Genomic DNA, 14,531 nt, shown 5'->3' on the forward strand with positions numbered 1-14,531 from the left:
GGGAGTTCGCGGACCAGGCCCGCTACCCCCGCACATCCCGCCAGGCCGCCGGCAACGCCTCCGCGACGTCGTGCGCCCCCGCCGGCGCCCCGTCCGCCGCGAACCGCCCCGCCAACCCGTGCAGATACGCCCCCACGCTGCCCGCGTCCAACGCGCTCAACCCCGCCGCGAGCAAGGACCCCGCAAGCCCGGACAGCACGTCCCCGCTCCCGGCCGTGGCCAGCCAGGGCGTCCCCGTCGCGTTCACCCGCACCGCACCGGCGCCCCCCGCCTCCGCGACCAACGTCGTGGAGCCCTTCAGCAGGACGACGGCCCGATAGCGCGCCGCCAACTCCCGCACACTGCTCAGCCGGGCCCCCTCCACCTCCTCCCGGGCCACCCCCAGCAGTGCGGCCGCCTCCCCCGCGTGCGGCGTCATCAGCGTGGGCGCGCTACGCCCCCGCACCGCGTCCACGTCCGCCAGCCGCAGCCCGTCCGCGTCGATCAGCACCGGTACCTCGGCGGCAGCCGCCAACACCTCCGCCACCGCCCCCGCGTCGTCCCCGGCGCCCGGCCCGACGACCCACGCCTGCACCCGCCCCGCCTGCTTGGGCCCCTGGTCGGAGACGAGCGTCTCGGGGAACCGCGCGACGACCGCGTCCCCGGCCGGCCCGACGTACCGCACGGCCCCCGCGCCGCCGCGCAGCGCGCCGGCGACGGCCAGCACGGCGGCCCCCGGATAGCGGGCAGACCCGGCGGCGATCCCGACGACGCCCCGCCGGTACTTGTCGCTCTCCCCGCCCGGCAGCGGCAGCAGGCCGGCCACCTCCGCGTGCTGCAGGGCCTCCAACTCGGGCCGGACGGGCAGGACGTCCGCCAGCCCGATGTCGACGAGCCGCACGGACCCGGCGTACTCCCGCGCGGGATCGATCAGCAGCCCCGGCTTGTGCGTGCCGAAGGCGACGGTGAGGTCGGCACGGATCGCACTCCCGTGCACTTCACCCGTATCGGCGTCGACGCCGCTGGGCAGATCGACGGCGACGACGGCGGCCCGGGACCCGGCGACCAGCTCGGCCAGCGCGGCCGCGTCCGGCCGCAGCCCGCCCCGGCCCCCGATCCCGACGATCCCGTCGAGCACGAGGTCGGCGCTCCGCACGACGTCGGCGGCGGCGCCCGGGGCGACCGTGCGCCCGCCCGCCCGTCGCAGGGCCGCCAGCCCGCCGGCATGCGTCCGTTCGGGCGCGAGCAGCACCGCCGTGACGCCGGCCCCGCGCCGGGCGAGCCGGGCCCCGGCGTACAGGGCGTCGCCCCCGTTGTCCCCGCTGCCGATCAGCAGCACGATCCGCCGCCCGTACACCCGCCCCAGCAGATCCGCGCAGGCGGCGGCGAGCCCGGCGGCGGCCCGCTGCATGAGGGCCCCTTCGGGAAGCCCGGCCATCAACTCCCGCTCGGCACGGCGGACGGTCTCTACGCAGTAGGCAGTACGCATGGGGCGAGTCTCCCCCGGCTCCCCCCACCACCGCACACGCTCGACTCAACCTTCCACCACCACCGCTCGGCCGCTCGGCCTCGGGCCACCATCGCTCAGACTCCCGCCACCACCGCTCGGCCTTGCGCCACCACCGCTCGAACTTCCGCCACCACCGCTCGAACTTCCGCCACCACCGCTCGGCCTTGCGCCACCACCGCTCAGACTCCCGCCACCACCGCTCGGCCTCGGGCCACCACCGCTCAGACTCCCGCCACCACCGCTCGGCCTTCCGCCACCACCGCTCGGCCTCGGGCCACCACCGCTCGAACTTCCGCCACCACCGCTCGGCCTTCCGCCACCACCGCTCGGCCTCGGGCCACCATCGCTAAACCCTCGGCCAACATCGCTCGGCCTGCGCCCGCCATCGCTCAGCCTTCGCCCGCCGTCACTCAACCTGCCGCCACCCCCACTCAACCTGCCGCCACCCCCACTCAGCCTTCGGCGACCACCACCGCCGAAGCGACCCCCGCGTCATGACTCAACGACACATGCCAGCTCCGCACGCCCAGTTCGGCCGCCCGCGCGGCGACACTCCCGCGCACCCGCAGCCGAGGCCGACCGCTGTCCTCGACATAGACCTCGGCATCCGTCCACAGCAGCCCGGGCGGCGCCCCCAGTGCCTTGGCCAGGGCCTCCTTCGCCGCGAACCGCGCCGCCAGCGAGGCGACGCCCCGCCGCTCCCCGCTCGGCAGCAGCAGCTCGCTCTCCAGGAACAGCCGCTCGGCCATTGCGGGCGTCCGCTCCAGCGACGCCGCGAACCGCTCGATCTCAGCCACGTCGATACCGACCCCGATGATGCTCATGCCGAGCACCCTAAGGCCGCCCTGTCACCGCCTGCTGCTAGCCTGCGGCGACTTGATCAAGCAGGCTTTCACCGCCGCGCGCCCTGGGGGGCCAGCCCGCGCGCCGCGGACAGTGACGCCAGGGGGCGGAGGCATGACCAGCACGACCAACGGCACACCCATGAGCTCGGGCGGGGGCTCGGGCTCTTCGGGGCCGACATTCGACCCGTACGACAACACACCCGAGCTGATCCCGCTGCGCACCGCCGCGCAGGCCGGTGACTGGCCCGCCGTCCGGGCCTTCTTCGCGGGCCTCGGCTCGGTCGACCAGCTCGCCTCGGCCTCCGGCCTCCTCGCCGACATTCCCGGCGTCGAGAACTTCCTGGAGCGGGCCGCCGCCGAACTGCCCGGCGACCCGCTGCCGCGCACCCTGCTCGCCGAGCGGTATGTCTTCATCGGCTGGGACATCCGCAGCGGCGCCCGCGCCAAGTACGTCTCGCAGGACCAGTTCGGCCAGTTCCACGACTGGCTGCGGCGGGCCGAGCAGATCCTGATCGAGGTGTGCGCCGAGCAGCCCGCGTACGCCCCCGCCTGGACGGCCCGACTGCTCACCGCGCGCGGTCTGCAGCTGGGCCAGGCCGAGGCGCGCCGCCGCTACGACCGGCTCGCCGCCCACCACCCGCACCACTACCGCGCCCAGATGCAGTTGCTCCAGCAGCTGTGCCCGAAGTGGAGCGGTTCCTGGGAGGCGGCGCACGGCTTCGCCCGCGAATGCGCGACCGCCGCCCCCGACGGCTCCAACTCCGGCGCGATGGTCGCCCTCGCCCACATCGAGCACTGGCTGGACCTGGACAGCGGCGAGGACGCGGCCTATCTGCGGGGCGTGCCGGTCCGCGACGACCTGCGCCACGCCGCCCAGGTGTCCGTGCTGCACCCGGCCCACCGGCCCGACTGGAACTCGATCGGCGCGCACAGCGCGTTCGCGTTCGCCTTCTCGGTCGGCGGCCACTTCGCGGACGCGGCCCCGCACTTCGCCTTCCTCGGCGACCGGGCGTCCGAGTTCCCCTGGCAGTACCTGCCCGACCAGAAGTCGGCGTTCCTCAAGTTCCGCAAGTCCGCGCTGGCGAGCCGGGGAGGCAGACAGCTGTGACCACCGACCTGCACGACGACGACAGCGCCGCGGACGCCCTCGGCACCGCCGACGCCCTCGCCGCCCTCACCGGCCTGGTCTCGCACACCAGCACCGACGGCATCCCCACCCTCTACGCCCCGGCCACCGCGTCCGGCGGCAACGAGATCACCGCCGGTCTCTTCTTCCGGGTGGGCCGCGCCGACGAGACCCTGGCCACCGCCGGCCTCACCCACCTCGTCGAGCACCTCGCCCTGCACCGCCTCGGCCTGTCCGACCTGCACTACAACGGCGCGACGGCGAACGCCTACACCCTCTTCCACGTCCACGGCAGCGAGGCGGAGGTGGTCGAGTACCTCAACAGCGTGTGCGCGGGGCTGCGGGACCTGCCGATGGAGCGGCTGGAGACCGAGAAGGAGATCCTGCGCACCGAGGCGGCCGGCCGTGGCGGCGGCCCCCAGCAGCAGCTGCCGCTGTGGCGGTACGGCGCCCAGGGCTACGGCCTGACCAGCTACAACGAGCTCGGCACCTGGGGCCTGACCCCGGACCAGGTCCGCGACTGGGCCCGGACCCGCTTCACCAGGGACAACGCGGTCCTGTGGATCACCAGCGACCACGTCCCCGAAGGCCTGGACCTCACCCTCCCGCGGGGCTCCCGGCTCCCCGCGCCGGCCGCGACCAGCGCCCTGCCGGTCACCCCCGCCTTCATCGGCGGCGACGACGGCCACGTGGTCCTCACCTCGGTGCTCCGCCGCTCCACCGCGGCCAGCGTCTTCGCGGACGTCCTCGGCCGGGCCCTCTTCCAGGACCTGCGCCAGGAGGGCGGCTACTCCTACTCCGCGGAGGCCGACTACTCCCCGCGCGACGCCGACTTCGCCACCCTCACCGCATACGCCGACGCCCTCCCGCAGAAGCAGGACGCGGTCGTCGGCGGCTTCGTCGACACCCTCGCCCGGCTGCGCGCGGGCCGCATCGAGCAGGCCGAGCTGGACTCCGCCCGCGGCAAGATCCTCAAGATGTACGACGCCCCCGACCTCGCCGCGGCCGCGCTCCCCTCGTACGCGCTGAGCCTGCTGCTCGGGCACCGCGTCCTCGCCCCCGAGCAGCACCGGGCCGAGCTGGACGCGGTGACGGTGGACGACCTGCGCGAGGTCGCCCGGGAGACCTGGGCCGGGGCGCTGCTCCAGGTGCCGGGCCGGGGCGTCGACTGGGCGGGCTGCACCCTCGCCCCGCAGTTCTCGACGGACTCCGTCACCGGCACCCGCCACCAGTCCCTGGAGGACGAGGACGTCACCCTGGTCATCGGCACGGAGGGCGTGAGCCTGCTGACCCCGAGGGGCCCGATCACCGTCCGCCACACCGCCTGCTCGGCGATGACCGCCCGCCCCGACGGCGCCCGCGGCCTCACCGGCCACGACGGCTTCTCGGTCAACGTGGAGCCGACCCTGTACCGGGGGGTGACCCCGGAGCGCATCGCGGCTCTCGACGCGGCCGTCCCGGCGGCATCGGTGGTGCGGATGCCGGCCCGGGCCCCGGAGCAGATCCCCCAGCCCCGCAAGCGGTCGGCCTCCGGCGGCAAGAGCGGCGGCAACGCCCACTCGGCCTGGGCCTGGACCACCGCCCTCTGGCTGGTCGGCCTGCTCGCGGCGGCCTGGGGCCTGCTCTGCGCGGTGATCACCTCCGAGGAGGCCTCGGCCGCGAACCCGGAGTGGGACGCGGTGGTGGGCGTCTGGATCATGGAACTCCCGCTGGCCTTCGCCACCTGGAAGCTGTACACGGCCCGCAGACAACGCCGCCGGTCCTGACCGAGCGGGCGGGGCACCCACGCCCACCGGCACCCCGCCCGCTCGACCGTCACCGCCTACTCCCCCGTCACCGGCTACTCCCCCGTCACCGGCTACTCGACCGTCACCGGCTACTCGACGGTCACCGACTTCGCCAGGTTCCGCGGCTGATCCACCTCGTTGCCGCGCGCGGTCGCGAGCTCGCACGCGAACACCTGCAAGGGCACCGTCGCCACCAGCGGCTGGAGCAGAGTCGGAGTCGCCGGAATCCGGATCAGATGGTCGGCGTACGGCACCACCTCCTCGTCCCCCTCCTCCGCGATGACGATCGTGCGCGCGCCCCGCGCCCGGATCTCCTGGATGTTGGACACGATCTTGTCGTGGAGGACGGACCGCCCCCGGGGCGAGGGCACCACCACCACGACCGGCAGATCCTCCTCGATGAGGGCGATCGGCCCGTGCTTCAGCTCACCGGCGGCGAACCCCTCCGCATGCATATAGGCGAGCTCCTTCAGCTTGAGCGCACCCTCCAGCGCGACCGGGTATCCCACGTGCCGCCCCAGGAACAGCACGGTGTCCTTCCCGGCGAGCGAACGTGCCAGCTCCCGCACCGGCTCCATGGTCTCCAGCACCCGCTCGACCTCATGGGAGATCCGCGCGAGGTCCCGCACCACGGCCCGGATCTCGTCCGCCCACTTGGTGCCGCGCACCTGGCCGAGGTAGAGCGCGACCAGATAGCAGGCGACCAGCTGCGTCAGGAACGCCTTGGTGGACGCGACGGCCACCTCCGGCCCGGCATGCGTGTAGAGCACCGCGTCCGACTCACGGGGGATGGTCGAGCCGTTGGTGTTGCAGATCGCCAGCACCTTGGAGCCCTGCTCGCGGGCGTGCCGCAGCGCCATCAGGGTGTCCATGGTCTCGCCGGACTGCGAGATGGCGATGACGAGCGAGCGTGGGCCCAGGATCGGATCCCGGTACCGGAACTCACTGGCCAGCTCCACCTCGCACGGGATCCGCGTCCAGTGCTCGATGGCGTACTTGGCGATCAGACCGGCGTGGAAGGCCGTGCCGCAGGCGACGATGACGACCTTGTCGACCTCCCGCAGCTCGGAGGCCGGGATCCGCACCTCGTCGAGGGTCAGCGCACCGGAGCCGTCGATCCGGCCCAGCAGGGTATCGGCGACCGCCTTGGGCTGCTCGGCGATCTCCTTGAGCATGAAGTAGTCATAACCCCCCTTTTCCGCAGCCGACGCGTCCCAGTCGACGTGGTACTCCCGGACCTCCGCCGGCAGTCCGTCGAACCCGGTGACGCTCACTCCGTCCCGCCGCAGCTCGACGACCTGGTCCTGGCCCAGCTCGATCGCCGACCGCGTGTGGGCGATGAACGCGGCGACGTCCGAGGCGAGAAAGGCCTCGCCCTCTCCAACGCCCACCACGAGCGGCGAGTTCCGCCGCGCGCCGACCACCACACCGGGTTCGTCGGCATGCACCGCGACCAGCGTGAACGCCCCCTCCAGCCGCCGGCACACCAGGCGCATCGACTCCGCCAGATCGGAGGTCGCGGAGAACTCCTCGGCGAGCAGATGCGCGACGACCTCGGTGTCGGTCTCGGAGCCCAGCTCGTGCCCCCGCTCGGCCAGTTCGGCCCGCAGCACGGCGAAGTTCTCGATGATCCCGTTGTGCACGACGGCGACCCGCCCCGCGTTGTCGAGATGCGGATGGGCGTTCGCATCGGTCGGCCCGCCGTGCGTGGCCCACCGGGTGTGCCCGATCCCCGTCGGCCCGGTCGGCAGCGGCCGCGCCCCGAGCTCCTTCTCCAGATTGACGAGCTTGCCCGCCTTCCTGGCGGCGGCGAGCCCACCGTCCGCCAGAACGGCGACTCCCGCCGAGTCGTACCCCCGGTACTCCAGCCGTTTCAGCCCGGCCATGACGACCTCTAGCGCCGACTGAGACCCCACGTATCCCACGATTCCGCACATGCGCGGCAGCCTACGACCGAACCCCACCCCGAAAGAGCCTCCGCGTGCCCGATTTCGGAAATTCTGCGGGAGTTACCCGGACGTGACGGACCCCACCCGCCATCCCGTTCAAACTCCGTTAACAATGGACTGTGATCTCTCCGGTCTCCTCGATGCCCCGGAGCGCCCACCGGCACAGGCCGGAGGCGACTCCCTACGTCGACCTCACCCGCCCCGAGTGGAGCGCGCTGCGTGAGAAGACGCCGCTGCCGCTGACCGCCGAGGAGGTCGAGAAGCTGCGCGGCCTGGGCGACGTCATCGACCTCGACGAGGTGCGCGACATCTATCTCCCGCTGTCCCGGCTGCTCAACCTCTACATCGGCGCCACGGACGGCCTGCGCGGCGCCCTGAACACCTTCCTCGGCGAACAGGGCTCCCAGTCGGGCACCCCGTTCGTCATAGGGGTCGCCGGCTCCGTGGCCGTCGGCAAGTCGACGGTCGCCCGCCTGCTGCAGGCCCTGCTCTCCCGCTGGCCGGAACACCCCCGCGTGGAACTGGTCACCACGGACGGCTTCCTGCTCCCCACCAGAGAACTGGAAGCCCGCGGTCTGATGTCCCGCAAGGGCTTCCCCGAGTCCTACGACCGCCGCGCCCTGACCCGCTTCGTGGCCGACATCAAGGCAGGGAAGGACGAGGTCACCGCCCCCGTCTACTCCCACCTGATCTACGACATCGTGCCGGACCGCAAGCTCACCGTCCGCCGCCCCGACATCCTCATCGTCGAGGGCCTCAACGTCCTGCAGCCCGCCCTGCCCGGCAACGACGGCCGCACCCGCGTCGGCCTCGCCGACTACTTCGACTTCAGCGTGTACGTCGACGCCCGTGTCGAGGACATCGAGCGCTGGTACCTCAACCGCTTCCGCAAACTGCGCGACACGGCGTTCCAGGACCCCTCCTCGTACTTCCGCAAGTACACCCAGGTCTCGGAGGAGGAGGCCCTCGACTACGCCCGCACGATGTGGCGCACCATCAACAAGCCCAACCTGGTGGAGAACATCGCCCCCACCCGAGGCCGCGCCACCCTGGTGGTCCGCAAGGGCCAGGACCACAAGGTCCAACGCCTGAGCCTACGCAAGCTGTAAGGGCCAGCACATGAACACCCGGTGAGCGAAGGCCTTTTGCTTTTCGCTCTTAGGGGCGCGGGGAACTGCGCGACAAGCCACGACGCAGCCGCAGCCCGCAAACCACAGAACCCCCACCCCGAACCCGGCCCCCGCACCCGCACCCACACCCACACCCGCACCGGGCGGCTAGCCCAACGCGGACTTCACCACATCCGCCAACCGCCCCGCCACAGACCGCGCCTGCTCGATGTCCGCAGCCTCGACCATCACCCGCACCAACGGCTCGGTCCCGGAAGGCCTCAGCAGAACCCGCCCGGTTGCGCCCAGCTCCCGCTCCGCCTCGGCGACGGCAACGGCGAGCTCGGCGGAGTCCCCGACCCGGGACCTGTCGACGTCAGGCACATTGACCAGCACCTGAGGCAGCCGCTCCATGACCGAGGCCAGCTCCCGCAGCGACTTCCCGGTCTCGGCGACGCGCGCCGCCAGCATCAGGCCCGTCAGCGTGCCGTCACCGGTCGTCGCGTGATCGAGGATGATCACGTGCCCGGACTGCTCGCCGCCCAGTGCGTACCCGTGCTCCTTCATCTCCTCCAGCACATACCGGTCGCCGACGGCGGCCTGCACGAGCTGGATCCCCTCGCGCTCCATGGCCAGCTTGAAGCCGAGGTTGGACATGACGGTCGCGACAACGGTGTCCGAGCGCAGCACGCCCCGCTCCCGCATGGCCAGGGCCAGCACGGAGAGGATCTGGTCGCCGTCGATCTCCTCGCCGGTGTGGTCCACCGCGAGGCACCGGTCCGCGTCGCCGTCGTGCGCGATGCCGAAGGCGGCCCCGTGCTCGATGACCGCGTCCTTCAGCTTGCCGAGGTGCGTGGACCCGCAGCCGTCGTTGATGTTGAGCCCGTCCGGCTCGGCCCCGATGGTGACGATCTCCGCGCCGGCCCGGGTGAACGCCTCGGGCGACACCCACGCGGCGGCGCCGTGCGCCTCGTCGAGGACGACCTTCAGCCCGTCCAGCCGGTTCGGCAGGACGGCGATGAGGTGGGCGACGTAACGGTCGAACCCTTCGTCGTACGAGCGGACCCGCCCGACGCCGCTGCCGGTCGGCCGCTCCCAGGGCGCTCCGGTGCGGTGCTCCTCGTAGACGGACTCGATGCGGTCCTCGAGATCGTCGGCGAGCTTGTGACCGCCGCGGGCGAAGAACTTGACGCCGTTGTCGGGCATGGCGTTGTGGCTGGCGGAGAGCATCACGCCGAGGTCCGCGCCGAGCACACCGGTGAGGTAGGCGACGGCGGGTGTCGGCAGCACGCCGACCTTCAGCACGTCGACGCCCGCACTCGCCAGGCCGGCCACGACGGCGGCCTCCAGGAACTCCCCGGACGCACGCGGGTCCCGTCCGACGACGGCCACCGGCCGGTGCCCCTCGAACGTGCCCGCCTCGGCCAGCACGTGCGCCGCGGCGACGGACAGGCCAAGAGCCATCTCCGCCGTCAGATCCGCGTTGGCGACACCGCGCACGCCGTCCGTGCCGAAGAGTCGTCCCACTTGTCCTCCTGAGGAAGCGTCAGTTTCAAAAGCCGTGCGGGGCGCGCCGGATGGCCGACCGGTCTGCAGCGGCTCCACAGTCCGACCTCCCGCATTCAGGCATTGCATGCCCTGAACATCCGATCACACAAGCCTTTGAGCACCTTGTGCCGTTATACGCCCAGAACTGCGAGAAAACGAACGCCCCGGCGACACTGTGGCGTGCCGCCGGGGCGTTCGGAGTACGTGGGGTCGGGCCGAACCGGCCCGACCCGGTATACGTACAAGCAGGCAGCGAAGCTTAACGCTTGCTGTACTGCGGGGCCTTGCGGGCCTTCTTGAGACCGGCCTTCTTGCGCTCGACCGCACGGTCGTCACGCGTGAGGAAGCCGGCCTTCTTGAGCGCGCCGCGGTTGTTGTCCACGTCGGCCTCGTTCAGCGCACGGGCGACACCGAGACGGAGCGCACCGGCCTGACCCGAGACACCGCCGCCGGAGATCCGGGCGACGACGTCGTAGCGACCCTCGAGCTCGAGGACCTTGAACGGCTCGTTGACTTCCTGCTGGTGCACCTTGTTCGGGAAGTAGTCCTCGAGGGTGCGACCGTTGATCTTCCACTTCCCGGAGCCCGGAACGATCCGGACGCGGGCGATGGCGTTCTTGCGACGGCCCAGGCCGGCGGCCGGCTGGGGCTCGCCGAAGCGGGAGGCCAGGGACTCCGAGGTGTACTCACCCTCGACGGGGACCTCGGACTCGGTGGTGTAGCTGTCGATGTCGACGAGCTCGGTCTCTTCGAGCGGCTGCTCGGCAGTGGTCTCGGCCACGGTTCTCCTCAGATTCTCTTCAGCTTGGGGGTGTGGCCGGAATTACTGCGCGACCTGGGTGATCTCGAACGGCACAGGCTGCTGTGCCGCGTGCGGGTGCACGTCACCCCTGTAGACCTTCAGCTTCGAGAGCATCTGACGGCCGAGCGTGTTCTTGGGGAGCATGCCCTTGACGGCCTTCTCGACGGCCTTCTCCGGGTTGTTCGTCAGCAGGTCGTCGTAGCGCACGGCGCGCAGACCACCCGGGTACCCGGAGTGGCGGTAGGCCATCTTCTGGGTCCGCTTGTTGCCGGAGAGGTGCACCTTGTCCGCGTTGATGATGATGACGAAGTCACCGGTGTCGACGTGGGGCGCGTAGATCGGCTTGTGCTTGCCCCGCAGAAGGGAGGCGGCAGTGGTGGCGAGACGGCCCAGGACGATGTCCTGAGCGTCGATGACGTGCCACTGGCGCGTCACATCGCCGGGCTTGGGGCTGTACGTACGCACGGTTCGTAGCCTTCGCTTCTTCAGTGAATGGTCCTGACAAGGTCACCGAAGACGATCGACAGCCCTGACCGCACTGCGGTGACGCATACCGCGTGCTGGTCGCTGGTCATCGGCCCGGTGGACCGGTGTAAGGGCCCGTCCCGTGAGAAGAGCAAGCCAATACACAACGAAGAAGCAGAATACCCGCGTCTCGGGTGCCGGGTCAAAACGAGCCCCGCGACCACCGGAAACGGCCTTCCGGAGTGGCCCGCGCCACACCCCGATCAGCGGCCTGGGGAAATGCCGCACCAACCACCCGGAGATGTCGTCTTTGCCCGCACTCACGGCCGCTCACGCCCGGAACGCCAGGGGCTCCAGCGCCTGTTGGGGCGCAACACGACACGCCGATGCCCGTCTAAGATGCGCCCCATGAGCTATGGGCAGGGGGGACCTCAGTCCCAGTGGGATCCGTGGAAACCGAACTCCCAGCAGCCGTGGACCACCGGCGACGACGGCCGGACCCCGGACTGGGCCGCGCTCGCCGAGGCGTCCGAGACGCGCAACAAGCGCCGTCGGGTGTTCTTCATAGGCGGGGGCGCGTTCGCCACGATCGCCATCGGCACCGCCGTGGCCATGGCCGTGGTCTCGGCGAACGGCAGCGACGAGGCGAACAAGCCCACCTCCTCACTGCCCGCGACCGCCGATCTGCCGAGCGCGTCCACCACCCCGTCCTTCGCGCCGACCAGCGCCCCGCCCCCGCTGGACCCGAAGGAGTTCGTCTCCAGCAAGGCCAAGGACACCGCCCCCAACGGCCCTGACCTCCTCTTCCCCGGCACCCAGCTGACCATGGGCTCCGCCGTGTACAAGAAGGGCCCCAAGGCCGACAGCACCACGTGCACGACGGGCGCCGGGGGCACCCTGCCCACCGTCCTCACCGCCAACGGCTGCACCCGCATCATGCGGGTCACCTACACCAAGGACGGCATCGCGACCACGGTCGGCGTGGCCGTCTTCGACACCGAGGCCCAGGCCCTCAAGGTCAAGAGCCAGTCCGACGACAAGAGCATCGTCAAGGCCCTCACCGGCGGGGACGTCAAGGCCTTCTGCAACGGCGCGATCTGCCGCTCGACGACCAACTCCTACGGCCGGTACGCCTACTTCACGATCACCGGCTTCGCGAACGGCAAGGACGTGACCACGAAGGACACGGCCGTCTTCACCGCGGGTGACGACCTCGCCGAGTTCGCGTTCCAGCAGATCCGCCGCCGCGGCGAGGCCCAGGCCTCCGCGGCCGCCAACAGCTGACGCCTTCCCTCCCGGGGCCGGCTCAGCAGCAGCCGGCCCCCGGCAGCGTCCGCTTGTTGCGCGCCTCCTTGTTGCGCGCGGCGAGCAGCTCGTCGGCCGGGTAGCCGACCTCCTCCAGCGTCAGCCCGTGCGGCCGCACGACATGCACGGCGGAGTCCCGCACCCCCGCGGCCAGCACCTTCCCGGGCCATTCGTCGCCCCGGTGCCCGTCCCCCACGAACAGCAGCGCGCCGATCAACGACCGCACCATGTTGTGACAGAAGGCATCGGCCCGAACGGTCGCGGTGACGATCCCGTCGTCCCCCCGCACCAGACTCAGCTCCTGCAGGGTGCGGATGGTGGTCGCCCCCTCCCGCCGCTTGCAGTAGGCAGCGAAGTCGTGCTCGCCGAGCAGCCTGCGCGCCGCCTCGTTCATGGCGTCGACGTCGAGGGGCCAGTCGTGCCAGAGGACGTGACTGCGCAGCAGCGGATCGACACCGCCCGGATCGTCGGTGACCCGGTACGCGTACCGCCGCCAGATCGCCGAGAACCGGGCGTTGAACCCCTCCGGCGCCTCGGTGAGGGACCAGATACGGACATCCTTGGCGAGCCGCCCGGCCAGCCGCTTGAGCAGCTTCTCCCGGTGCTCGGCCCAGAGCCCCTCCGGCAGATCGACGTGCGCCACCTGCCCGCGCGCGTGCACCCCGGCGTCCGTCCGCCCGGCCACGGTCAGCTCGTACGTCGTGTCCTTCGACCGCGTGACGGTCCGCAGGGCGTCCTCGATCTCCCCCTGCACGGTCCGCCGCCCGCCGGCCTGCTTCGCCCACCCGGAGAACCCGCTCCCGTCGTACGACAGGTCCATCCGCACCCGTACGAACCCGGGCTGTACTTCGTCACTCACCCCTAGATCCTCTCAAGCCTGCATCCTGCGGAGAACGCGGAACGGGCCCGCCCCCTAGGGGCGGACCCGTTCACTGCAAGGCAGAGCCTCAGGCGTCCTTGGACTCCCCGGCCGGAGCCTCGTCCGCGACCTCTTCGGCAGCGGGCTTGGCGTCCTCGACGACCTCGTCCTTCGTGAGGGCGTCTTCCTTGACCGCACGCTTGGTGGCAGCCTCGGCCTCACCCGTGGCCTGCTGCGCGACCGTCAGCGCCTCGACCAGCTCGATGACAGCCATGGGCGCGTTGTCGCCACGACGGTTACCGATCTTGGTGATACGGGTGTAGCCACCGGGACGGTTCTCGTAGCGCGGGCCGATCTCGGTGAAGAGCGTGTGCACGATGCTCTTGTCCGTGATCACCTGGAGCACCTGACGGCGGTTGTGAAGGTCGCCCTTCTTCGCCTTGGTGACCAGACGCTCGGCGTACGGACGCAGCTTGCGCGCCTTCGACTCCGTGGTGGTGATGCGACCGTGCTCGAAAAGCGCCTTCGCGAGGTTCGCGAGGAGCAGCTTCTCGTGCGCGGCGCTGCCGCCCATACGGGCACCCTTGGTGGGCTTCGGCATGATGTCTCTCCTAGGGTGTCTGCCCCGGCCGTATCAGGTACCGAGGTCAGTATCCGAGCAGACGGGCGTCTGTCGGAGATCCGGTCACTTTTTCAAGCGCCGGAAGGGTCCGCGCCCCATAAGGGGCGCGGGGAACTGCGCGACCAGCCACAACGGACCGGCAGTCGAATCAGTACTGCTCGGTCTCGACGAACCCGGCATCCGCATCGTCGTCCGCACCGAACGCATCCGCCGCAGCGGTCGGGTCGAATCCGGGCGGGCTGTCCTTGAGCGCCAGGCCCATACCGGCCAGCTTCGCCTTGACCTCGTCGATGGACTTCGCACCGAAGTTGCGGATGTCGAGCAGGTCGGCCTCGGAACGAGCCACGAGCTCACCCACGGAGTGGATGCCCTCGCGCTTGAGGCAGTTGTACGAACGGACGGTGAGCTCGAGCTCCTCGATCGGCAGCGCCAGATCAGCGGCCAGGGCGGCGTCCGTCGGGGACGGACCCATGTCGATGCCCTCGGCGTCGATGTTGAGCTCACGGGCCAGACCGAACAGCTCGACCAGGGTCTTACCGGCCGACGCCATGGCGTCACGCGGACGCATGGCCTGCTTGGTCTCGACGTCGACGATCAGCTTGTCGAAGTCGGTGCGCTGCTCGAC

General features: G+C 71.2%; 13 protein-coding genes. 4 read left to right on the forward strand and 9 right to left on the reverse strand.

Annotation, left to right across the window (positions count from 1 at the left end):
- Positions 1-22: 22 nt before the first annotated feature.
- Both ACWD4O_RS43565 and ACWD4O_RS43570 read right to left on the reverse strand, forming a co-directional pair.
- Entirely contained in the window at positions 23-1,468 is a 1,446-nt protein-coding gene (locus ACWD4O_RS43565; RefSeq protein WP_451288584.1) for an NAD(P)H-hydrate dehydratase, read from the reverse strand.
- A gap of 473 nt (positions 1,469-1,941) precedes the next feature.
- Positions 1,942-2,313: a holo-ACP synthase gene (locus ACWD4O_RS43570; RefSeq protein WP_450946151.1), complete on the reverse strand. Its 372-nt coding sequence runs from the start codon at positions 2,311-2,313 to the stop codon at positions 1,942-1,944.
- A gap of 133 nt (positions 2,314-2,446) precedes the next feature.
- Here ACWD4O_RS43570 and ACWD4O_RS43575 point away from each other — a divergent pair, with 133 nt between their 5' ends.
- Together ACWD4O_RS43575 and ACWD4O_RS43580 are read left to right on the forward strand one after the other, a co-directional pair.
- On the forward strand, positions 2,447-3,442 hold the full coding sequence (locus ACWD4O_RS43575; protein WP_451288585.1) for a hypothetical protein: 996 nt from the start codon (positions 2,447-2,449) through the stop codon (positions 3,440-3,442).
- On the forward strand, positions 3,439-5,226 hold the full coding sequence (locus ACWD4O_RS43580; RefSeq protein ID WP_451288586.1) for a M16 family metallopeptidase: 1,788 nt from the start codon (positions 3,439-3,441) through the stop codon (positions 5,224-5,226). Before ACWD4O_RS43575 ends, ACWD4O_RS43580 begins: the two co-directional genes overlap by 4 nt.
- Before the next feature lie 110 nt (positions 5,227-5,336).
- Here the strand turns inward: ACWD4O_RS43580 and glmS are convergent, their stop codons facing one another.
- Entirely contained in the window at positions 5,337-7,184 is a 1,848-nt protein-coding gene (gene glmS / locus ACWD4O_RS43585; protein ID WP_450946148.1) for a glutamine--fructose-6-phosphate transaminase (isomerizing), read from the reverse strand.
- A gap of 152 nt (positions 7,185-7,336) precedes the next feature.
- Between glmS and coaA the strand changes: the two genes are divergently transcribed.
- On the forward strand, positions 7,337-8,305 hold the full coding sequence (gene coaA, locus ACWD4O_RS43590) for a type I pantothenate kinase (RefSeq protein ID WP_450946270.1): 969 nt from the start codon (positions 7,337-7,339) through the stop codon (positions 8,303-8,305).
- Between the two features lie 168 nt (positions 8,306-8,473).
- Here coaA and glmM read toward each other — a convergent pair whose 3' ends face one another.
- From glmM to rplM, 3 genes are all read right to left on the reverse strand, one after another.
- The gene (glmM, locus tag ACWD4O_RS43595; RefSeq protein WP_358800795.1) at positions 8,474-9,832 is read right to left on the reverse strand and encodes a phosphoglucosamine mutase; all 1,359 of its coding nucleotides are present in this window, start codon (positions 9,830-9,832) and stop codon (positions 8,474-8,476) included.
- A 280-nt stretch (positions 9,833-10,112) separates the two neighbouring features.
- Positions 10,113-10,634: a 30S ribosomal protein S9 gene (gene rpsI / locus ACWD4O_RS43600; protein WP_351903752.1), complete on the reverse strand. Its 522-nt coding sequence runs from the start codon at positions 10,632-10,634 to the stop codon at positions 10,113-10,115.
- A 42-nt stretch (positions 10,635-10,676) separates the two neighbouring features.
- Complete coding sequence (rplM, locus tag ACWD4O_RS43605; RefSeq protein ID WP_351903755.1) at positions 10,677-11,120, reverse strand: 50S ribosomal protein L13; 444 nt, start codon at positions 11,118-11,120, stop codon at positions 10,677-10,679.
- A gap of 408 nt (positions 11,121-11,528) precedes the next feature.
- Between rplM and ACWD4O_RS43610 the strand changes: the two genes are divergently transcribed.
- Positions 11,529-12,404, forward strand: coding sequence for a hypothetical protein (locus ACWD4O_RS43610; RefSeq protein WP_451288587.1), 876 nt, complete (start codon positions 11,529-11,531; stop codon positions 12,402-12,404).
- Between the two features lie 22 nt (positions 12,405-12,426).
- Here the strand turns inward: ACWD4O_RS43610 and truA are convergent, their stop codons facing one another.
- From truA to ACWD4O_RS43625, 3 genes are all read right to left on the reverse strand, one after another.
- Entirely contained in the window at positions 12,427-13,284 is an 858-nt protein-coding gene (truA, locus tag ACWD4O_RS43615) for a tRNA pseudouridine(38-40) synthase TruA (protein WP_451288588.1), read from the reverse strand.
- Between the two features lie 88 nt (positions 13,285-13,372).
- Positions 13,373-13,885 carry a 50S ribosomal protein L17 gene (rplQ, locus tag ACWD4O_RS43620; RefSeq protein ID WP_451288589.1) on the reverse strand — a complete coding sequence of 171 codons (513 nt, stop codon included), beginning with the start codon at positions 13,883-13,885 and terminating at the stop codon, positions 13,373-13,375.
- 169 nt (positions 13,886-14,054) lie between these two features.
- Positions 14,055-14,531, reverse strand: a 477-nt coding sequence (locus ACWD4O_RS43625; RefSeq protein ID WP_352228471.1) for a DNA-directed RNA polymerase subunit alpha C-terminal domain-containing protein, incomplete at its 5' end; no start/stop codon positions are given.

Source organism: Streptomyces sp. NPDC002623 (assembly GCF_053592635.1).